Genomic DNA, 18,386 nt, shown 5'->3' with positions numbered 1-18,386 from the left:
GCAGAGGCCACGGACGAAGCAGGAGGCGGACTCAGAGGACGCGGGTGAGGAAGCCGTCCACCAGCGCGGCGATCTCGGCGGCGTGCGTCTCCAGGGCGAAGTGGCCGGTCGGCAGCAGGTGGATCTCGGCGTCGGGCAGGTCGCGCCGGAAGGCCTTCGCGCCGGCGGGCGGGAAGATCTCGTCGTTTTCGCCCCAGGCCGCGAGCAGCGGCACCTGGCTGGTCCGGAAGTACTCCTGGAACTGCGGGTACATCGCGAAGTTGGTCAGGTAGGTGCGCATCAGGTCGAGCTGGACCTGGCCGGCGCCGGGGCGGCTCAGCAGGGACAGGTCGTGCTGCCAGGTGTCAGGACTGACCAGCGACTCGTCCGGTACGCCGTGCAGGTACTGCCACTTCACCGCGTCCTCGCTCGCCGCTTCCAGGGCGGCCGCGGCCGTCTCCGGGGACGGGTCGGCGTCGTACGCGCGGATGTTCTGCCAAACCTGCTCGACGATGCCGTCCTCGTAGGCGTTGCCGTTCTGGGTGATGACGGCGCGGATGCGCTCGGGGTGCGCCAGGGCCATCCGCCAGCCGATCGGGGCGCCGTAGTCCTGGACGTAGATGGCGTACGCCGACAGGCCGAGCTGCTCGGTGAACTTGGTGGTCAGGTCGGCGAGCGCGGCGAAGCTGTACGCGAACTCGTCGGCGGCCGGCATCGCGGAGGAGCCGAAGCCGAGGTGGTCGGGGGCGATGAGGTGGTACTTGTCCGCGAGGCGGGGGATCAGGTCGCGAAACATGTGCGAGCTGGTCGGGAAGCCGTGCAGGAGCAGCAGGACGGGCGCGTCGGCCGGGCCCGCTTCCCGGTAGAAGATCTGGTGGCCGTCGACCGTGACGGTGCGGTGGTGCACGTTCATGCTGTCTAACTCCTTTGAATCATTTATCTGGTTAGGAGGCCAGCGAACACGATCGAGGGGTAACCTGTCAATATGGTCAATGGGGTTAGAGGGCGCGAGGTCGAGGTTTTGCTGGCGCTGCTCAACTCGAGCCCGATGGTCGACGGGCAGCCCACGGACGCGCTCCGAGGTGCTGGTGCCGAAGGGTGGCTGCGCGCTCAAGGCATTCCGGGCAGCGTGCGGTCGGCCCGCGAGGTGCGGGACGCGATCGCCTTGGTGGTGCGGGGGATGGCGCCGGCGGATTCGTTGCAGCGCTACCTCGCCGCGGTACGGCGGGTTCCTGTGCTCACTGCCGACGGCGAGGTCGAGTGGCGGACCACTGGCGGGGGAGTCGGTGCGCACCTGGTGCTCGCCTGGTCAGGCCTGAGGGATCGGATCAGACCGTGCGAGAACGACACGGAGTGCCGGTTGTTCTTGCTCGACCGCAGCAAGGCCAACGCTCGCCGCTGGTGCTCGATGTCCACCTGCGGCAACCGCCTGAAGGCTCGACGGCACCACCAGAGGATCAAGTCCGCCGAGGAGTAGGCGGCCGAGGTCGCCGGTAGGTCGTCGGCCCCGCTGGTCAACCGGCGAGCACCTCGAGGGCCGTGGGGTGCGGTCAGGTGCCGAGCGTGGATTCTCTCGGGATGAGGGTGGTGGGGATTTCCAGGCGCCCGGGGTGGGGGGTGCCGGCGATGGTGTCGAGCAGGAGTTGGGCGGTGCGGCGGCCCAGTTCTTCCAGTTGCAGGTCGACGGTGGTCAGGGGTGGGCGGCTGGCCAGGGCCATCACGGTCCAGTTGTCGTAGCCGGTGACGGCGATGTCGTCGGGGACGGCGCGGCCGAGCTCGCGAAGGCGGTCGCAGACGCCGCGGGCGATCTGGTCGCTGCCGCAGGAGATGGCGTCGAGGTCGGGGGTGCTGCGGAGCAGGACGTCGACGGCGTGCCGGCCCCAGCGTTCGCTCCACTCGCCGTGCATCGGTTCGCCGGCGATGGCGTCGCCGGCGGTCTCGACCGTCGCGGCCGCGCGGGTGACAGCGCTGAGGTGGGTCGCCGGACCGGTCACGTGCGCGATCCGTCGTCGCCCGAGGCTGAGCAGGTGCCGGGCCGTGGCGGCCGCGCCGCCGCGGTCGTCCATCACCACCGACGTGTCGGCCGGATCGGTCGACGGGCTCAACGCGTAGACCACCGGGATCGGTACGTCGATCGGCGCCCGCGGCTCGGTCCGCCGCCCGGTGACGATGATGCCGTCGACGCGCCGCGACACCAGTGAGCGCAGGTAGTGCGACTCCCGCAGCGGGTCGTCGCGGGTGTCGCACAGCACCAGCGCCATCTCGCCGGCGCTCAACGCGTCCTCCGCCCCGAGCATGATCGGGATGCTGAACCGCCCCGAGCTGTCCGTCGTGATCAGCCCGACCGTGTAGCTGCGACCCGACGACAGCGCCCGGCCGCGGCTGTCGGGAGTGAATCCCAGCTGTTCGGCCGCCCGCCGGACCCGCTCACGGGTCTCCGCGCGCAGCTGGCCGGTGTCGTTGAGCGCCTTCGACGCCGTACTGGTCGAGACCCCCGCGAGCGCGGCCACGTCGGTGATCCGCGGCAGGGCCGGCCCGCGTGCTGTCATCGCCGATTTCCTCTCCGAGCATTTCCGGACTTTCCGAAATCGTAGCTTGCGAGCCGCTCGCATGCCGCGCCGGCTCACGATCAAGCAGCCCCGGAGGGTTGACCAACGAGGGCAACGTCTCTACGTTCAGACAGGAAAACGTGTTCCTACATTTTCCGTCACTCGACCCCTCCAGGAGTCGCCGAATGACCACCTCACAGGAACCGGCGCCCACCTCGGTCAGCCCCGCCGCCACCACGCGCGGACGCCTTCGCCCGATCGGCCTCGGCCGGGCCCGAATCACCGGCGGCTTCTGGGCCCCGCGCCAGGCCCGGAACGCCGAGCGCGCGATCCCCGCCGGCCAGGACCAGCTCGAAGCGGCCGGGAACCTGTACAACCTCCGCCTGGCCGCGGGTATCGACGAGGGCGAGGCGATCGGCCCGATCTTCGCCGACTCCGATGTCTACAAGTGGCTGGAAGCCGTTGCGTGGGAGTACGGCCGCAACCCGTCCGACGACCTGCTCGACCGCCAGCGCAAGCTGACTGCGGTGGTCGCCGCGGCTCAGCGCGAGGACGGCTATCTCGACTCGGTCGTCCAGCTCCGGCAAGGCGTTGTAGGCCGCTACCGAGAGCTGGTCTGGAGCCACGAGCACTACTGCGCGGGTCACCTGATCCAGGCTGCCGTCGCCCAGATCCGCTGCACCGGGGACCGCGCTCTGCTGGACGTCGCGATCAAGCTCGCCGACCACCTGGTGGCGACCTTCGGCGACAGCGGTCAGGGCAAGATCCGCGACGTCGACGGTCACCCGGTGATCGAGATGGCGCTGGTCGAGCTGTACCGCGAGACCGGTACGACGGCGTACCTGGAGCTGGCCCGGTGGTTCGTCGAAGCGCGCGGTCACGGCATCATCGAGGGTCACGGACACCACCCGGCCTACTTCTCCGACCGCGTCCCCGTCCGCGAGGCGACGACGGTCGAGGGCCATGCCGTCCGGGCGGTCTACCTGGCGGCAGGCGCGGCCGACGTGGCCCTGGAGACCGGTGACGACGACCTGCTGCGGGTGCTCGAAGGTCAGTTCGCCCACATGTGGTCGACGAAGACCTATCTCACCGGCGGTCTGGGGTCTCGCTGGGACGGCGAGGCATTCGGCGACGAGTACGAGCTGCCGCCGGACCGGGCGTACGCCGAGACCTGTGCCGCGATCGGCGGCGTCCAGTGGGCCTGGCGGATGCTGCTGGCCACCGGCAACGCCTTCTACGCCGATGCGATCGAGCGCATGCTCTACAACGGCTTCCTGGCCGGCGTCTCGCTCGGCGGTGACGAGTACTTCTACGTCAACCCCCTCCAGCTCCGCGGCGCCGCGGAGCCCGACGGCAACCGGAGCCCGGCGCACGGCAGGCGCGGCTGGTTCGACTGCGCGTGCTGCCCGCCCAACATCATGCGGACCCTGTCCAGCCTCGACGGCTACCTCGCGAGCACCACCGACGGTGCGATCCAGCTCCACCAGTACGCCGAGGGCGCGGTCGCCGCCGACCTGCCCGCCGGTACGGTCGAGCTGCAGGTGGACACGGAGTACCCCTGGAACGGCAGCATCAAGGTGACCGTCCAGCAGACGCCCGACACGCCCTGGGCGCTGGAGCTGCGCATCCCGGGCTGGGCCGAAGGCGCGACGCTCAACGGCAAGCCGGTCGACGCCGGTCGGTACGCCCGCGTCGAACAGACCTGGGCCACCGGTGACACCGTCGAGCTTCAATTGCCGATGGCAACGAGAACGGTTGCGGCGGATCCCCGCATCGACGCCGTCCGCGGCTGCGTGGCGCTCGAACGCGGCCCGCTGGTCTACGCGGTCGAGCAGGTCGACCAGCAGACCGACGTCGACGACCTCCACCTGCTGGTCGGCGCACCCGTCACCGCGACGCACGAACCGGGCTTGCTCGACGGCGTCACCGTCCTCACCACCGAAGGCCGTCCCGGCACAGCACACACGCCGGACCACTGGCCCTACCGACCCGGCCTCGACGACAGCGTCGGTGACGAGGTCCCGGTCCGAGCCGTTCCCTACTACGCCTGGGCCAACCGCGAGATCGGCGCGATGCGGGTCTGGCTCCCGCGTGCCTGACCATCGCTGGGGCTGTGGAGGGGGCGGACCTGGGGTTTCCTCCACGCGGCGGCCACGCCCGCTCCTCCGTCGCGGGCTGCGCGCCGCTCTCGCTCGGTCAGGTGTGCGCGTGCTGGCGCCTGCTGGGGTGCGCGCTGGCGCGCGGGTTCCGCGCTGACGCGAAATGCGCGCTGGCACACGGGTCCGCGCTGACGCGCGAGGTTGGGCGCTCTCGCACGGCGTCTGTCCCGCCCAGTTGGGCCTGGCCTGGGTTGCACCGTCGTCGACAAGCGCGGGAGCGCGCAAACTGAAGCGTGGAAGCGTGTCGCAGCGTGCGGACGCGCGCACCCACCGGGTGCTAGCCCGCCCTGAACCCAAAGGGCGGGAGAAGGCACCGTGCGAGCGTCAGCGAGCGAGTCGCCCGCCTGGGTGGGCGCCTCGATCTACTGCAAGCATGTCCATGAGGGCGTTCTCCCCTCACCCCTGCCGACGAGGCCCCTGCAGCGGCGTCGGGTCCGGTCCCAGCACCGAGTCGTCCGGGTGCCGGCCGCTGGCGAGCGCGGCGTCGTGACTGAGGGCGGCGCGGCCGCAGAGCTCCAGCAGTTCGGGCTCGTTCTTGACGATCTGCTTGGCTTTCGGGCCGAGCTTGACGATGTGGTCGCGGGACTCGATCAACCGGCGGTAGATGCGCTCCCGTTCGACCGGGTCGCTGGTGTACTCCGAGTCCAGGTACGCGATGGCATCGCGGCGGGCGTTCGCCATCGCGGTCTGGGTGCGGCCGCGGGTGCTGAGCAGCGACGCCAGCACGGTGACCACCAGCACGGCCAGGATGACCGTGAGGGACAGGCCGGTGCTGATCTCGGCGACCTCGACGTGTTCGCCGTCGTTGATGAACGGCACGTTGTTCTCGTGCAGCGCGTGCAGCACCAGCTTCACGCCGATGAAGCCGAGGATCGCGGCCAGTCCGAAGGAGAGGTAGATCAGCCGGTCCAGCAGCCCGTCCAGCAGGAAGTACAGCTGGCGCAGACCGAGCAGGCTGAACGCCGTCGCGGTGAACACCACGAACACGTTCTGGGTCAGGCCGAAGATCGCCGGGATCGAGTCCAGCGCGAACATCAGGTCGGTGCCGGCGATCGCCACCATCACCAGCAGCATCGGCGTCATCACCCGGCGGCCGTTCTGGACGGTGAACAGCTTGTCGCCGTCGTAGTTGTCGGTGGTTCGGAACAGCCGGCGGCTCAGCCGGACCACCACGTTCTGCGCCGAGTGCGCTTCCTCGGTCTGCGGCCGCAGCATGTTGCCCGCGGTGATCAGCAGCACCAGGCCGAACAGGTAGAAGACCCAGGCGAAGGTGTTGATCAGCGCCGAGCCGAGCAGGATGAACCCGGTCCGGGCGACCAGCGAGAACATGATGCCGAACAGCAGCACCTTCTGCTGGTCCTCCCGCGGCACCCGGAAGCTGGTCATGATGATCAGGAACACGAACAGGTTGTCGACCGACAGCGCCTTCTCGGTGACGTAGCCGGCGAAGTACTCCGAGCCCATCGCGCCGCCGCCGAAGATCAGCGTGCCGACACCGAACAGCAGCGCCAGCCCGACGTACACGCTGGACCAGATCGCCGCCTCGCGCAGTTGCGGCACGTGCGCGCGGCGGACGTGGAAGAAGTAGTCGAACGCCAGCAGGCCCAGGATGCCGAGGATCGTCAGCGTCCAGACCAGCGGTGATACGTCCATGCGTCCTGAGTCCCCTCGGGAGTGGTCGGCGGGCGGCCGGGCCTACTCAATCACGCGAAAACCCGCCGTGTCGCCGCATCTCGAAAGGTTCCTTGACCAGCGCAACCAGATAGCGACAGGGCGTACCGGAGGGGTTGTGAAACGTGGTCGGCGAGGGCGGTCCGAGCTGCAGACAGTCGCCGGTCGCGAGCTCGTGGACCTGGTCGCCCTCGTGGAAGCGCAGCTGCCCGGCCAGGATCCACAGCTGCTGGTACTTGAAGATGTAGGCGTCGGCCGGGTACGACACCGACGCGCCGGGCGGCAGTTCGACCTCGACCAGCTCCAGCGGACCGCCGGCCGCGGGGGAGACCGCGCGCCGGCGATAGCCCGTCGCCGGGTCCGTCCAGAGCGGCTGGTCCTCGGCCCTGCGCAGCAGCTCGACCGTGCCGTCGGCCTGCTCGGCCCGGGCGACCAGCTCCGACAGGGTGAGGCCGAGAGCGCCCGACAGCCGGCCCAGCAGTACGGCGGTCGGCTGGGCCTCGCCGCGCTCGATCTTGCTGATCATCGCGCGGGAGACGCCGGAGCGCTCGGCCAACGCGTTGATCGAGAGGTTCCGGTCCACCCGGGCGGCCTGCAGCGTCGCGGCGAGCGAGACGGAGAGCGAGTCGGACATGCTTGCCACTATAGCGCTCGGTGTGACTACTATCGTGACATGTTGACGAAGGACCTGCTGATCCGGGATGCGATGCCGGAGCTGGACGCGGCCGCCTGTGCGGCGATCTACGCGCCGTACGTCCGGGAGACCGCGATCAGCTTCGAGCTCGAGCCGCCGACGCCGGCCGAGATGGCGGAGCGGATCACCGCCGCGCAGAGCACTCACGCGTGGCTGGTGCTGGAGGATGCCGGACGAGTCGTCGGGTATGCGTACGGCGGGCCGATGAAGGCCCGGGCGGCGTACCGGTGGTCCTGCGAGGTGAGCGTCTACCTGGAGTCCGGGCGACGGCGGACGGGTGGCGGGCGGCTGCTGTACGAGGCGCTCTTCGAGCGGTTGGCCGAGCGGGGATACCGAACGGCGATCGCCGGGATGACGCTGCCGAACGACGCCAGCGTGGGCCTGCACCGCGCCTTGGGTTTCGAGCCGATCGGCACCTACCGCCGGATCGGCTGGAAGCACAACGCCTGGCACGACGTGGCCTGGGCCCAGCGTGCTCTCGCCACCGGCGACGACCCACCCACCGAGCCCCGCTGACCTCTCAGCGGACGAGGATGGAGAGGTGAGCGACAACCGCGTGACCGTCCGCCGGGCGGTCGACTCCGACGAACCCGCCCTGCTCGAGATCGAGCTGACCGCCTGGGACGCGACGTCCGGCTTTCCGTCCCTGACCGCGGGCGGCCGGACGAACTTCTTCACCGAGCGCAGTGGTCCGGCCGCCCATCTGGTCGCCGAGCAGGACGGCCGGCTGGTGGGCTACATCCGGCTGCAGGACAAGTACCCGTTCGAGGAGGGCGCCGGGGTGCTGGCCGTGAACGGGCTGGCCGTCGCGGTCGACGCCCGCGGACGGGGCATCGGGTCGGTCCTGCTGGACGCCGTCACCGCGGAAGCACAACGCCGTGGCGCCCGCAAGATCGCCTTGCACGTGCACGGTGTGAACACCGTCGCAAGGCGGCTCTACGAGCGCCACGGCTATGTCGTCGAAGGAACCCACCCACGAGAGTTCCTCATCGACGGCCAGTACGTCGACGCGGTCGACCTGGCCTTGTACCTGGACGTCTAGGCGCTGACCCCGTGGTCGCGCAGCCACGGCTCGGGGTTGACCTGGGTGCTGCCGCCGAGCAGGACCTCGAAGTGCAGGTGCGGGCCGGTGGTGTTGCCGGTCACGCCGATCGCGCCGACCTCGGCGCCGGCCTCGACCGTGTCGCCGACGTTGACCGAGAACGACGACATGTGGCTGTACGACGTGACGGTGCCGTCCGCGTGCCGGACCTTGACCTGACGCCCGTACGCGCCGGCGAACTCGGCCTGGATCACCTCGCCGGACAGCACCGAGCGGATCGGCGTACCGATCGGGGCGGCGAAGTCCAGGCCGGTGTGGTTGCGGGCCCAGCGGCTGCCGCCCTGGCCGAAGTGCGCGGTCAGGCGGTACCCGGTGGTCGGCAGGACGACCCGCGGCGTGGCGGCCCGCTCCGCGGCGACGGCCTTGGCTGCACGGGCCTTCGCCTGCGCTGCTGCCTCCGCTTCGGCCTTGGCCTCGGCCTTCGCCTTGGCGAGCGCGGCGGCCTTCGCGGCGGCAGCTGCCCTGGCAGCGGCGGCGGCCTTCTTCGCGGCGGCCTCCTTGGCCGCGGCGAGCGCCAGCGCGCGGCGCTGGGTCAGAGTGGCATTCGCGGCCAGCTGGGCGGCCCGGGCCTTGGCAGCCTGCGCGGCCTTCGCCTCGAGGGCTGCCTTCTGCGACGCGGCCAGCGAGAGCTCGAACCGGGACAGGTCCCGCGACGCCAGGTCGCGCCGCTCGACGCGAGCCGCGGTCAGGGCCTCGGCCTGGCTCGCGCTGAGCGACGTGCCGGCCGTGGCCTCGGTGTTCTGGGTGGTGAGACCGACGGTGGTGGTGCCTGCCGCGGCGGCCAGCGCGGCGGTCAGGCCGACGAGGTGCAGCCCGCGAACCGGACTTCGCCGGGGGGAACGGTGCTTGGCCACCCGACGGGGAGCAGCCGAGCGACGAAGTGCCGGCCGTTCTGCCTCCGGCACGTCATGGTGAGGGGACACAGGGGACCTTCCGAAAGTCGAGTCGCCGCCGCGGTCCTCCGCAGCGGCCAACCGACCATAACGACGAGGTCACGAATGCCTCAAACCCGGTTTGCGAACACAGACCCGAAATCCGGTCACGGAACGTGATGATTCTCTGGCGTGTCGTGGCGGCTCAGGCGTAAACGTGACCGACGAGTAATTGAATATCACTGTGATCGGTATCACGTGCGTCGTGGCCGAAAACGGCCCCGACGAAGCGCTATAGCGCGCCGAGACGCGGCTGAAGGTGGTGCCGGCCCAGTCCGATGGGGAGCCGAAATCTGGTCGGAAGCACTCGCCGGAACCGGTATGCTTCTCTGGTCGGACAGAGGGGGCAGCACCGCCCGGAGCCTCGATTTCACATCGGGGCGAGGGACCGTGTAATCTCTCTCCTCGGCCCGCCCCTTTAGCTCAGTCGGCAGAGCGTCTCCATGGTAAGGAGAAGGTCTACGGTTCGATTCCGTAAAGGGGCTCTGAGAAACGATGTCCCACCCGGTCCGCCGGGTGGGGTGCCGGACTCTCGTGGCGGGGTAGCTCAGGTGGTTAGAGCACACGGCTCATAATCGTGGTGTCGCGGGTTCGACTCCCGCCCCCGCTACCCACCAACCAGCAATTCGAGAGCGTGCGTCACCCAGCACGCTCCTGACAAGAAGAGGCAGCAGTGGCCAAGTCAACGGACATCCGCCCGAAGATCACGCTGGCGTGCACCGTCTGCAAAGAGCGCAACTACATCACCAAGAAGAACCGGCGCAACGACCCGGACCGCCTGGAGATGAAGAAGTACTGCGCTCGCTGCAACGACCACACCGACCACCGCGAGACCCGCTGACCTCAGCAGACTTCCCGGAAGGGCCGCTTCGCACGTCGAAGCGGCCCTTTCGCTGTGCCCGGGACCGGTGTGGACCCGCGCCCGGCGAAACTCGTGCGGGCCCAGTTGTTGCATCGTTGTAGAAGCGGTGGTCAGACTGGCGCGGACGAACCAGGGAGGTCCCGGATGAGCAACGAAACCACGGTCACGCCGGCACCGCTGACGGACGAGCAGCGGGCCGCGGCGGTCGAGCAGATCCACACCGACGGCATCGTCGGGTTCCAGAGCGCGTTCTCCCGCGACTGGGTGCGGCAGCTCGGCGAGGACGTCGAGATCGCCTTCCAGGAGGCACTCGCCCGCCCCGGTGGGGCGGTCGGCCGCGGTCCGCAGCGGTACTACGTCGAGATCCACCCCGAGCAGCTGCGCGGCTTTGCCGAGCTGGCCGGGCACCCGTGGATCACCGCGGTCGCCGAGGCGGTGCTCGGGCCGGAGTACGAGATTGTCGAGGTCGGGTTCGACGTGCCGCAGCCGGGGGCGTTGTACCAGCCGTGGCACCGGGACTTCCCGATGCCGGAGGAGACCCGGACGCAGCAGCGGCTCACCTCGCTGGCGATCAACGTCACCACGGTGGACACCACCGACGAGATGGGCCCGTTCGAGATCGCGCCGGGCACGCAGTGGGAGCCCGGCGACAGCTTCGAGCACGAGATGTTCCCGCCGAAGTCGGAGTACGAGCGGTACCGCGAGCTCGCCGTGCGCAAGTACCCGAAGATGGGCGACATCTCGATCCGCTCGGCCCTGACCATTCACCGCGGCACCGAGAACCGGTCGCAGTTGTCCCGGCCGGTCCTTGTGCTCGGGCTGGACGCGCCGGGCGCCGGCAACGCGGAGCGACACGATCTCGCCGTCACCGAGGCGTACTGGGAGGAGCTGCCCGCGGTCGTGCGCGAGCACCTGCACTGCCCGGTCGTTCCGGAGCTGACGCCGATCACGCAGAAGCACACCATCGAAGGCTTGGTGATGGGCGACGCCGAAGGCTGAGTTCCTCAGACGGTGAGGATCGGCCGGCCCGCCTCGTACGCCGCCAGCCGTTCCTCCCGCGGCGTCAGGCAGCAGGAGCCGCACAGCGTGTTCGCGCCGTTGGTGCTGGAGTAGTAGAGACAGCAGGTGTTGCGGAGGTAGACGAGTTTGCCGCCGGCCTCGGCGACCTCGCCCAGGCGTGCGAGGCCGCCGGGCGCCTGGGCGACGAAGGTCTGCCACCGCTCCAGCAGATGGCGAAGCGGGACCGTCTCCTGTTCGCGGCTGGCGGCGCAGAATCCCATCGCGCAACCAGCCGCGACTCCGCCGTGCAGCTGACGGACACCCGCGCGGGTCCGGCGGTGGAGCTCGGCGGCGAGGGGGAGCAGGTGGTCCGTGAGCACCACGTCGTACAGGGTGCGCAGGCCGCCGGGCAGGAAGCGGGCGGAGCGGATGGCGATCGCGGCGAGGCCGTGGCCGTCGTTCGGTTTCACCCAGAGGTTGTGCGGGCGGACGTCGAGCACGCGGCCTTCGAGGGCCCAGAGCAGCAGTGCTGCCGCGGGGGCGCGCCCGGCGTAGAAGGAGATCAGGCTGAGCGCGTTCGCGTGCGCCGACGTGTGTCCGCTCGCGTCGTGGTCGCGTTTGAGCAACTCGGTCAGCGCAGGGCCGTCCGGCTCCAGGAGGTGATCGGCCCGCAACCACTCCGAGCCGCTCGGTACGCCGATCTGCACCGCGTAACGAGGTGCGTACCGGCTGAGAGCGGCCACTCCCGTGCGTTCTGCCGTCACAAGTCCTGCCCTTCCTGCGTGGATCCCCCAGTGATCTCGGCGGAGTGGGTGGCGGCACTCGGCTGCCCATCCTGCCAGTAGGGTTACTGGACATGACGATCGACGCCACGATGGTCGGCCGGAGCTACACGGCCGCCGAGACCTACCAGGTCGGCCGGGAGAAGATCCGGGAGTTCGCCGCCGCGATCGGCGACCCCAACCCGGCGTACACCGGTGACGACGCGGTCGCTCCGCCGACGTTCGCGTTCGTGCTCGGCAGCCGGGCGCTCGAGCAGCTGCTCGGCGACCCCGAGCTCGGCCTGCGGCTGGACCGGATCGTGCACGGCGCGCAGAAGTTCAGCTGGACCCGCCCGATCAAGGCCGGCGACGAGATCGCCGCGACCGCCACCATCACCACCGTGCGCAAGGCCGGTGACGTCGAGGTGATCATGTACGAGACCGCGCTGACCAGCGTCGCCGGTGAGCCGATCGCCACCTCCACGTCGACCATCTCGCACAACCGGGCGGACGCATGAGCACCGTCGAGGCGGGGCTCGAGCTGCCGGCGCTGACCGTCACGCTGCGCCGCGACGACCTGGTCCGGTACGCCGGGGCCAGTGGCGACTTCAACCCGATCCACTGGAGCGACCGGATGGCCGCGGCGCTCGGCCTGCCCGGCGTGATCGCGCACGGCATGCTGACGATGGCCTCGGCCGCGCGGGTCGTCACCGACTGGATCGAGGACCCGGCCGACCTGGTCGAGTACGGCGTCCGGTTCACCAAGCCGGTCGTGGTCCCGGACGACGACCAGGGCGTGACCGTCACCTTCTCCGCGACGGTGGACAAGGTCGCCGACGGTCTCGCGGAGATCGACATCACCGCGCTGGCCGGCGAGCAGAAGGTCCTCGGCCGGGCTCGGGCGACCGTGCGGGTCCGATGATGAGCAGTCCGGACGTCTCGTCGTCGCAGGGATCGGCCGTCACCCGGTCCGGCGTCGCCGCGCGGACCGACGTACGGCTGGCCGAGCTGACCACGCTGCGGATCGGCGGACCGGCCGACACGCTGGTCGAGGTGACCACCGAGGCCGAGCTGATCGAGACGGTCCGGGACGCCGACGCGGCCAAGCAGCCCGTGCTGCTGCTCAGCGGCGGCAGCAACGTGGTGATCGGCGACGAGGGCTTCCGTGGCACCGTCGTGAAGATCGCCACCACCGGCATCCGGGTCGACGCCGACGCCTGCTCGGGCGCGATGGTCCACGTCGCCGCCGGCGAGGACTGGGACGCGGTCGTGCAGCGCGCGATCGCCGAGCAGTGGAGCGGTCTGGAGTCGATGTCCGGCATTCCCGGCCTCACCGGCTCCACCCCGGTCCAGAACGTCGGCGCCTACGGTCACGAGGTCGCCGAGACGATCGCCTCGGTCCGCGTCTGGGACCGGACGGAGAACGCGGTCCGCACGATCTTCGCCGCCGACTGCGGGTTCGCCTACCGCACGTCGCGCTTCAAGGCCGACCCCAGCCGGTACGTCGTGCTCGAGGTCGCCTTCCAGCTCCGGCTCGGCGACCTCTCCGCCCCGGTCGAGTACGCCGAGCTGGCGCGGGTGCTCGGCGTCGAGCCCGGCGCGCGGGCGCCGATGACCGAGGTCCGCGAGGCCGTGCTCGGCCTGCGCCGCAGCAAGGGCATGGTGCTCGATGACGCCGACCCCGACACCTGGAGCGCCGGGTCCTTCTTCACCAACCCGATTCTCGACGCCGCCGCCGAGGTCCCGGCCGGGGCGCCGCAGTGGCCGCAGCCCGACGGGCGGGTGAAGACGAGTGCCGCCTGGTTGATCGAGCACGCCGGCATCTCGAAGGGCTTCGCGATCGGCAACGCGGCCGTCTCGTCGAAGCACACGCTGGCGCTCACCAACCGCGGCAACGCCACGGCCAAGGAACTGCTGGCCCTGGCCGGGCACGTCCGCGGTCAGGTGAGCCAGGCCTTCGGCATCACGCTGGTGAACGAACCCGTGCTGGTGAACTGCAGCCTCTGACACCTTCTGTTCGCTTCCGCTTCTGTCCTCGGACGGCCGGATGTGAATGAATGACGGCTTCCGCCGTCTTCTTGGAGGTTTCATGCCTAAGGTCTCCACGCCTCAGGTTTCCGGCGCGCTCGGGCGCCGGCACTTTCTCGGTCTGGCCGGCGCCGCGACGGTCGTCGGTGCGGTCGGCACGCTCGGTACGGAGGTGCCGGCCGAGGCGAGCCGCCCGCTCGGTGACGTGTTCACGCTCGGCGTCGCCTCGGGCGACCCGCACCCGGACGGGGTGGTGCTCTGGACCCGGCTCGCGCCCGAGCCGCTCGCGGCCGACGGCAAGGGTGGCATGCCGGACAAGCGGGTCGCGGTTCGCTGGGAGGTCGCGGAGGACCCGCGGTTCGGCAAGGTGGTCCGCCGCGGCGTCGAGCACGCCGTACCGGCGTGGGGGCACTCGGTGCACGCGGAGGTCCGTGGGCTGCGGCCGGACCGCGAGTACTGGTACCGGTTCGCGGTCGGTCACCAGCTCAGCCCGGTCGGGCGGACCCGGACGGCGCCCGCGGCGTACCGGCGGCTCAACGAGCTGACCTTCGCGTTCGCCAGCTGCCAGGCGTACCACGAGGGGTTCTTCACGGCGTACCGGCACATGGCGCAGGACGACCTGGACCTGGTCGTGCACCTCGGCGACTACATCTACGAAGGCAATTCGCAGGGCACGATCGGGCGCGGGCACCTGCCGGTCGCGGAGACGTTCAGCCTGGCCGACTACCGGGTGCGCTACGGGCAGTACAAGTCGGACCCGGACCTGCAGGCCGCTCACGCCGCCGCGCCCTGGGTGGTGGCCCCGGACGACCACGACGTGGAGAACAACTGGGCCGGCGACATCTCGCAGCTCGACAACGAGCCCGACCAGGATCCCGCCGTGTTCCGGCAGCGGCGGGCGGCGGCGTACCAGGCGTACTACGAGAACCTGCCGCTGCGCCGTACGTCGATGCCGCGCGGGCCGGAGATGCAGGTGTTCCGGCGTCTGACCTTCGGCAACCTGCTGCAGCTGAACGTGCTGGACACCCGGCGGTTCCGGACCGACCAGCTGGAGTGTGTGCGGGGCTGCGACGACCGGTTCGACCCGGCCCGCACGATGCTCGGCGCCGAGCAGGAACGCTGGCTGCTGGACGGACTCGGCCGCTCGGACGCCCGGTGGAACGCGCTCGGCAACCAGATCTTCGCCTTCGAGGCCGACCACGACGCGGGCCCGTCGGAACGGTTCGGCATGGACACCTGGGACGGCTACGCCGCCGCCCGGCAGCGGTTGTTCGACGGGGTGGTCGAACGGCGCGTCGACAACTTCGTGATGATCACCGGCGACGCCCACCGCAGTGTCGCCGCCGACCTGAAACTGAACTTCGCCGACCCGTCGTCCCGCACCGTCGGCACCGAGTTCCTCGGCACGTCGATCAGCTCCGGCGGCAACGGAACCGACACCGACGCCCTCGGCCACACCTGGCTCGCGGAGAACCCGCACATGCGCTTCCACAACAGCCAGCGCGGCTACCAGCGCTGCGTCGTCACCCCCACCCACTGGCGCACCGACTACCGGGTGGTCCCCAACGTCACCACCCCCGGCGGCCCCGTGATCACCCGCGCCTCAGTCACCGTCGAGTCCGGCCGCCCCGGCGTCGCCGAAGTCAGCAACTGATTGCCCGCAGCAACAGCCCCCTTGCCGCGGCCGGCTGCCGCTGCCGCTCTTCCCCCAGGCGCCTGCGGCCACTCTGAGGGGTTAACCCACCAGGTGAACGGTTGGCCCATCAGAATTTGGTGGGCCAACCATGGCTCTGATGGGTTAACCCCTCAGAGCACGGGTGTGCTGGTTCGTACGTTCTCAGCGGTTCGGCAGCCGTGCTGGCGCATCGCCGCGGATGGGCAAAGGGCCGGTGGCAGCGGCTCGCCCCCGGGTGCGTTGCCACGGCCTGCGGTCATCAAGCCCTCGCCTGCAGAGTGGTGGAGCGCCGCGGAAATCCGAGGGTGCTGAACGGCGGCGCAGCCGGCGAAAGCCGATGGCTGTTCGCGGACGCTACGAGCGAGGGCGACGGCGCGCATCGGCCGCTTGGGACGGCGAGCCGAAGGATCAGCTGGACTTGCGAAGGGGTGGTTCGGTGCCTGGCCGGGGATTCCTGGGGAAGGGATCGACCTCGGGCCGGCTGCGTCAGTGCGTGGTGGCGGGTTTGCGCCGGCGGCGGGGGGTGGGGCGCCGGACGTAGTCGCGGATGGCGTCGTAGAGGTGTTTGGCTTCCGGGGTGCTGCCGTAGGGGCCGCTGCGGACCTGGGCGGCGACCTCGGTGATGCGGTGCAGCAGCGGACGGACGCGGTACTCCGCGGGCACGGCGAGGACCGGCTCGACGGCGGCGGTGGCGCCGTCGAGCTGGCCCAGTTCGAGGTGCGCCTTGGCGAGCTGCAGCTGGACCATGCGCTCGGAGCCGTAGTTGCGCTGGGCATGCGGTGTCTTGGCGAACTGCTGGAGGCTCTGCTCGGCGAGCTCCAGCGTGAGCTCCGGCTGGCCGAGAGCGAGATGGGCGTCGGACCAGATCCCCTGCGTGCGTTCCGGTGTGCAGAGGAACGGACCGCCGATCTCCGGCGTCCACGGCGAGCCCGTGCGGTTCTTCGCCGTCGACAGCGCGTCGCGGGCCTCGGTCGTGCGGCCGGAGCGGGCCAGGTCGACCACCAGGACCCCCGACAGGAACAGCACCGACGAACCCTCTGCGTACCGCAACCCGTCGCGCGCGAACTCCGCCGCGCCGACGAAGTCGTCCTGCCAGAACGCCGCGGTGTGCTGGGTCGCCCGGACCCATGCTCGCAGCTCGTCGTGGTCGGCGGCGTCGGCGCAGGCCCACGCCGTCCGGGTGTGGCTCTCGGCAACGTCGGGTCGGCCGAGGTCCACCGACATCCAGGCCAGCGTGGTGAGCGACCACCCGGCGACGGCGTACAGCTCGCGGGTCTGCTTCGGTGGCTGCCGGCCGGCCAGCAGCTTGAACGCGCGGTCGCGGATCGCCTTGCTGCGCAGGAACAACGGCCGGGTCGGCACCTTCAGGTAGCTCTGCGCGATCCGGTGGATGTCGGCGTGCAGCTGCTCGACGGTGAGCTCGCCGACGTTCGACTCCTCGGCCAGCATCAGCAGCGACACCGACTCGTCGCCGGCGTCGATCAGGTCGTCGTCCAGCCCGACCGCGGGCGGCGGCGCCGGCTCGAGGTCGAACTGGGCCGGCTCGTTGCTCGGGCTGAAACCGAGTTCGATGTCGGTGGCAACGTTCAGTACGTGCCGCAGACCGGATCGGTACGCCGGCCCCGGCCACCGCACGGCACCGCGTTCCAGCTTGGCGAGGTAGTGGCCGTCCAGGTCGTACTTGACGTGGGTGGTCTCCCACAACCACGCGCACACCCGCTCGGCGAGCTCGCTGCGGGACATGTGCTCACCCGGGGCGCGTACTGACGGGGTCCGCTCCCGGGCGGCGCGGAGCAACTCGTTGGGCTCTGGCATGCCGGTAACTGTAGGTGTGCGAACACGCTCCGCAGCCGGGAAAACCGCCGCTGTGGACGAACTGCCCCGCGATGCCCCGGAATGCCCCGGGATGCCCCACCGATCTGCCCCGATCGGCGGCCCGCGCGGGGTCAGAGCAGCTCGTGACCGGGCTTGCCGGAGGTGGTCCGGTCTCGTTTCATCTCCGCCTCGCGCAGGTGTTTCACGCCGTCGGCCAGCTCCTCGCGGGCCCGGCGTTCGAGCGAGACGAACAGGTCGAAGTAGTTCTCGTCGTAGTCGTCGACGATCTGGAACGTCCAGTGCCGGTCGATCACGTTCCGGCCGAGCAGCTCGCGCTCGATGGTGGCGGCGAACTGCTCGTGACCCGCCGTGCGGAACAGCTCGACCACCTCGTCCAGCTCGTTGTCGGCGCGGCCGGTCAGCTCGTGGAAGCCGTACAGGTAGCCACGGGCGCGGATCACCGTCTCCATCGCGTGGGTGAGCCGGCCGATCGCCTGCACGGTCTCGTCGGTGACGCCCTCCGGGCGGGGACGTGGGGATGGCTTCTCTTCCATGCGGCCCCCGGTACCCGGGCCACTACAGTGAGAACCGTGGCAGAAGAAGCAGTCACGACGCTGCGGGCAGAGCTGGATCGCTTCGAGCGGGCGGAGGTCGCGTTCGCGCTGCTGGAGACGTTTCTCGAGGTGGCGGGCCCATGGCTCGGCTCGGCCGTGCTCGACCCGGAGGCCCTGGTACTGCCGGACGAGATGACCGAGGACCGCGCGGTCGTGCAGGGCCTGATCGAGGAGATCGAACGCGAGCCGCGATCACCGGCGCGACGACTGCTGGCCGTCACCGAACGCGCGTACGACCTGGCGGAGCCGCAGGCCCGCTGGGACTTCACCCGGCTGGCCTACTGCTCGAACCTGGCGACGGTGTGGAGCCCCGGCAGCCGGACCACGTACTTCGAGGTCGCCCACCGGGCCCGAGCGACGTACTGGCTGCCGGACAGTCTCAAGGAGCAGTACTTCGCGACGTTGTCGGCGAAGCGCTGGCAGATCCCGGAGGACTGGCTGGCCGCGGTCCCGAAACAGCCGAAGCCGTGGTGGAAACGCGGCCGCAGCTAGCTCCCAGCCGCAGCTTCCCCTGGCCGCGGCAGCCCCTTTGCCGCGGCCAGCTCC

Annotated in this window: 19 protein-coding genes and 2 tRNA genes; 13 read left to right on the top strand and 8 right to left on the bottom strand. The window is 70.4% G+C overall.

The window, feature by feature from the left end; translation table 11 throughout:
* Nucleotides 1-31: 31 nt before the first annotated feature.
* Nucleotides 32-892 (bottom strand): alpha/beta fold hydrolase, encoded by an 861-nt coding sequence (locus KFLA_RS30770; RefSeq protein WP_012923751.1) that lies wholly within the window; start codon nt 890-892, stop codon nt 32-34.
* A 72-nt stretch (nt 893-964) separates the two neighbouring features.
* Here KFLA_RS30770 and KFLA_RS30765 point away from each other — a divergent pair, with 72 nt between their 5' ends.
* A complete protein-coding gene (locus KFLA_RS30765) occupies nt 965-1,456 on the top strand; it encodes a CGNR zinc finger domain-containing protein (protein WP_012923750.1) in 492 nt (163 codons plus the stop codon).
* Between the two features lie 73 nt (nt 1,457-1,529).
* On the opposite strand, the gene KFLA_RS30760 is transcribed toward KFLA_RS30765, so the two are convergent.
* Entirely contained in the window at nt 1,530-2,528 is a 999-nt protein-coding gene (locus KFLA_RS30760) for a LacI family DNA-binding transcriptional regulator (RefSeq protein ID WP_012923749.1), read from the bottom strand.
* 185 nt (nt 2,529-2,713) lie between these two features.
* Between KFLA_RS30760 and KFLA_RS30755 the strand changes: the two genes are divergently transcribed.
* Complete coding sequence (locus KFLA_RS30755; RefSeq protein WP_012923748.1) at nt 2,714-4,627, top strand: glycoside hydrolase family 127 protein; 1,914 nt, start codon at nt 2,714-2,716, stop codon at nt 4,625-4,627.
* A gap of 456 nt (nt 4,628-5,083) precedes the next feature.
* Here KFLA_RS30755 and KFLA_RS30750 read toward each other — a convergent pair whose 3' ends face one another.
* Together KFLA_RS30750 and KFLA_RS30745 are read right to left on the bottom strand one after the other, a co-directional pair.
* Nucleotides 5,084-6,340 (bottom strand): TerC family protein, encoded by a 1,257-nt coding sequence (locus KFLA_RS30750; RefSeq protein WP_012923747.1) that lies wholly within the window; start codon nt 6,338-6,340, stop codon nt 5,084-5,086.
* 46 nt (nt 6,341-6,386) lie between these two features.
* Complete coding sequence (locus KFLA_RS30745) at nt 6,387-6,992, bottom strand: helix-turn-helix domain-containing protein (protein WP_012923746.1); 606 nt, start codon at nt 6,990-6,992, stop codon at nt 6,387-6,389.
* A 39-nt stretch (nt 6,993-7,031) separates the two neighbouring features.
* Here KFLA_RS30745 and KFLA_RS30740 point away from each other — a divergent pair, with 39 nt between their 5' ends.
* Together KFLA_RS30740 and KFLA_RS30735 are read left to right on the top strand one after the other, a co-directional pair.
* The gene (locus KFLA_RS30740; RefSeq protein WP_012923745.1) at nt 7,032-7,568 is read left to right on the top strand and encodes a GNAT family N-acetyltransferase; all 537 of its coding nucleotides are present in this window, start codon (nt 7,032-7,034) and stop codon (nt 7,566-7,568) included.
* A 25-nt stretch (nt 7,569-7,593) separates the two neighbouring features.
* Nucleotides 7,594-8,094 carry a GNAT family N-acetyltransferase gene (locus tag KFLA_RS30735; RefSeq protein WP_012923744.1) on the top strand — a complete coding sequence of 167 codons (501 nt, stop codon included), beginning with the start codon at nt 7,594-7,596 and terminating at the stop codon, nt 8,092-8,094.
* Here the strand turns inward: KFLA_RS30735 and KFLA_RS30730 are convergent.
* Entirely contained in the window at nt 8,091-9,008 is a 918-nt protein-coding gene (locus KFLA_RS30730) for a M23 family metallopeptidase (protein ID WP_012923743.1), read from the bottom strand. The genes KFLA_RS30735 and KFLA_RS30730 overlap by 4 nt on opposite strands.
* Before the next feature lie 490 nt (nt 9,009-9,498).
* Here KFLA_RS30730 and KFLA_RS30725 point away from each other — a divergent pair.
* From KFLA_RS30725 to KFLA_RS30710, 4 genes are all read left to right on the top strand, one after another.
* A tRNA-Thr gene (locus KFLA_RS30725) sits at nt 9,499-9,571 on the top strand.
* Between the two features lie 51 nt (nt 9,572-9,622).
* Nucleotides 9,623-9,696, top strand: a tRNA-Met gene (locus KFLA_RS30720).
* A gap of 63 nt (nt 9,697-9,759) precedes the next feature.
* The gene (gene rpmG / locus KFLA_RS30715) at nt 9,760-9,927 is read left to right on the top strand and encodes a 50S ribosomal protein L33 (protein ID WP_012923742.1); all 168 of its coding nucleotides are present in this window, start codon (nt 9,760-9,762) and stop codon (nt 9,925-9,927) included.
* Nucleotides 9,928-10,092: 165 nt separating this feature from the next.
* A complete protein-coding gene (locus KFLA_RS30710) occupies nt 10,093-10,947 on the top strand; it encodes a phytanoyl-CoA dioxygenase family protein (protein ID WP_012923741.1) in 855 nt (284 codons plus the stop codon).
* Between the two features lie 5 nt (nt 10,948-10,952).
* Here the strand turns inward: KFLA_RS30710 and KFLA_RS30705 are convergent, their stop codons facing one another.
* Complete coding sequence (locus KFLA_RS30705; RefSeq protein WP_012923740.1) at nt 10,953-11,711, bottom strand: hypothetical protein; 759 nt, start codon at nt 11,709-11,711, stop codon at nt 10,953-10,955.
* Between the two features lie 92 nt (nt 11,712-11,803).
* On the opposite strand from KFLA_RS30705, the gene KFLA_RS30700 reads away from it, so the two are divergent.
* The 4 genes from KFLA_RS30700 to KFLA_RS30685 all read left to right on the top strand — a co-directional run bounded on the left by KFLA_RS30700 (nt 11,804) and on the right by KFLA_RS30685 (nt 15,390).
* Entirely contained in the window at nt 11,804-12,226 is a 423-nt protein-coding gene (locus KFLA_RS30700; protein ID WP_012923739.1) for an FAS1-like dehydratase domain-containing protein, read from the top strand.
* Nucleotides 12,223-12,630: a MaoC/PaaZ C-terminal domain-containing protein gene (locus KFLA_RS30695; protein ID WP_012923738.1), complete on the top strand. Its 408-nt coding sequence runs from the start codon at nt 12,223-12,225 to the stop codon at nt 12,628-12,630. The genes KFLA_RS30700 and KFLA_RS30695 overlap by 4 nt, the downstream gene beginning before the upstream one ends.
* Entirely contained in the window at nt 12,627-13,715 is a 1,089-nt protein-coding gene (locus KFLA_RS30690; RefSeq protein ID WP_012923737.1) for a UDP-N-acetylmuramate dehydrogenase, read from the top strand. Before KFLA_RS30695 ends, KFLA_RS30690 begins: the two co-directional genes overlap by 4 nt.
* Before the next feature lie 82 nt (nt 13,716-13,797).
* Nucleotides 13,798-15,390: an alkaline phosphatase D family protein gene (locus tag KFLA_RS30685; protein ID WP_012923736.1), complete on the top strand. Its 1,593-nt coding sequence runs from the start codon at nt 13,798-13,800 to the stop codon at nt 15,388-15,390.
* Between the two features lie 507 nt (nt 15,391-15,897).
* Here the strand turns inward: KFLA_RS30685 and KFLA_RS30680 are convergent.
* Both KFLA_RS30680 and KFLA_RS30675 read right to left on the bottom strand, forming a co-directional pair.
* Nucleotides 15,898-17,226 carry an NsdA family TPR-like regulatory protein gene (locus KFLA_RS30680; RefSeq protein ID WP_012923735.1) on the bottom strand — a complete coding sequence of 443 codons (1,329 nt, stop codon included), beginning with the start codon at nt 17,224-17,226 and terminating at the stop codon, nt 15,898-15,900.
* Between the two features lie 131 nt (nt 17,227-17,357).
* Nucleotides 17,358-17,780 (bottom strand): hypothetical protein, encoded by a 423-nt coding sequence (locus KFLA_RS30675; protein ID WP_012923734.1) that lies wholly within the window; start codon nt 17,778-17,780, stop codon nt 17,358-17,360.
* A gap of 36 nt (nt 17,781-17,816) precedes the next feature.
* On the opposite strand from KFLA_RS30675, the gene KFLA_RS30670 reads away from it, so the two are divergent.
* Nucleotides 17,817-18,332 carry a hypothetical protein gene (locus KFLA_RS30670; protein ID WP_012923733.1) on the top strand — a complete coding sequence of 172 codons (516 nt, stop codon included), beginning with the start codon at nt 17,817-17,819 and terminating at the stop codon, nt 18,330-18,332.
* The last annotated feature ends 54 nt before the right edge of the window (nt 18,333-18,386 follow it).

This window comes from Kribbella flavida DSM 17836 (assembly GCF_000024345.1).
Taxonomy (GTDB): Bacteria; Actinomycetota; Actinomycetes; order Propionibacteriales; family Kribbellaceae; genus Kribbella; species Kribbella flavida.
The sequence above is the reverse complement of the archived record's forward strand: the minus strand, read 5'-3'. Positions and strand labels throughout refer to the sequence as shown.

What these genes read in the sequence shown, in the direction of transcription:
- KFLA_RS30690 (WP_012923737.1), top strand. Translation starts at nt 12,627, where the DNA reads ATGATGAGCAGTCCGGACGTCTCGTCGTCGCAGGGATCGGCCGTCACC.
- KFLA_RS30750 (WP_012923747.1), bottom strand. Translation starts at nt 6,340, where the DNA reads ATGGACGTATCACCGCTGGTCTGGACGCTGACGATCCTCGGCATCCTG.
- KFLA_RS30675 (WP_012923734.1), bottom strand. Translation starts at nt 17,780, where the DNA reads ATGGAAGAGAAGCCATCCCCACGTCCCCGCCCGGAGGGCGTCACCGAC.
- KFLA_RS30685 (WP_012923736.1), top strand. Translation starts at nt 13,798, where the DNA reads ATGCCTAAGGTCTCCACGCCTCAGGTTTCCGGCGCGCTCGGGCGCCGG.
- KFLA_RS30760 (WP_012923749.1), bottom strand. Translation starts at nt 2,528, where the DNA reads ATGACAGCACGCGGGCCGGCCCTGCCGCGGATCACCGACGTGGCCGCG.
- KFLA_RS30745 (WP_012923746.1), bottom strand. Translation starts at nt 6,992, where the DNA reads ATGTCCGACTCGCTCTCCGTCTCGCTCGCCGCGACGCTGCAGGCCGCC.
- KFLA_RS30700 (WP_012923739.1), top strand. Translation starts at nt 11,804, where the DNA reads ATGACGATCGACGCCACGATGGTCGGCCGGAGCTACACGGCCGCCGAG.
- KFLA_RS30740 (WP_012923745.1), top strand. Translation starts at nt 7,032, where the DNA reads ATGTTGACGAAGGACCTGCTGATCCGGGATGCGATGCCGGAGCTGGAC.
- KFLA_RS30755 (WP_012923748.1), top strand. Translation starts at nt 2,714, where the DNA reads ATGACCACCTCACAGGAACCGGCGCCCACCTCGGTCAGCCCCGCCGCC.
- KFLA_RS30770 (WP_012923751.1), bottom strand. Translation starts at nt 892, where the DNA reads ATGAACGTGCACCACCGCACCGTCACGGTCGACGGCCACCAGATCTTC.
- KFLA_RS30710 (WP_012923741.1), top strand. Translation starts at nt 10,093, where the DNA reads ATGAGCAACGAAACCACGGTCACGCCGGCACCGCTGACGGACGAGCAG.
- KFLA_RS30695 (WP_012923738.1), top strand. Translation starts at nt 12,223, where the DNA reads ATGAGCACCGTCGAGGCGGGGCTCGAGCTGCCGGCGCTGACCGTCACG.
- KFLA_RS30680 (WP_012923735.1), bottom strand. Translation starts at nt 17,226, where the DNA reads ATGCCAGAGCCCAACGAGTTGCTCCGCGCCGCCCGGGAGCGGACCCCG.
- KFLA_RS30765 (WP_012923750.1), top strand. Translation starts at nt 965, where the DNA reads ATGGTCAATGGGGTTAGAGGGCGCGAGGTCGAGGTTTTGCTGGCGCTG.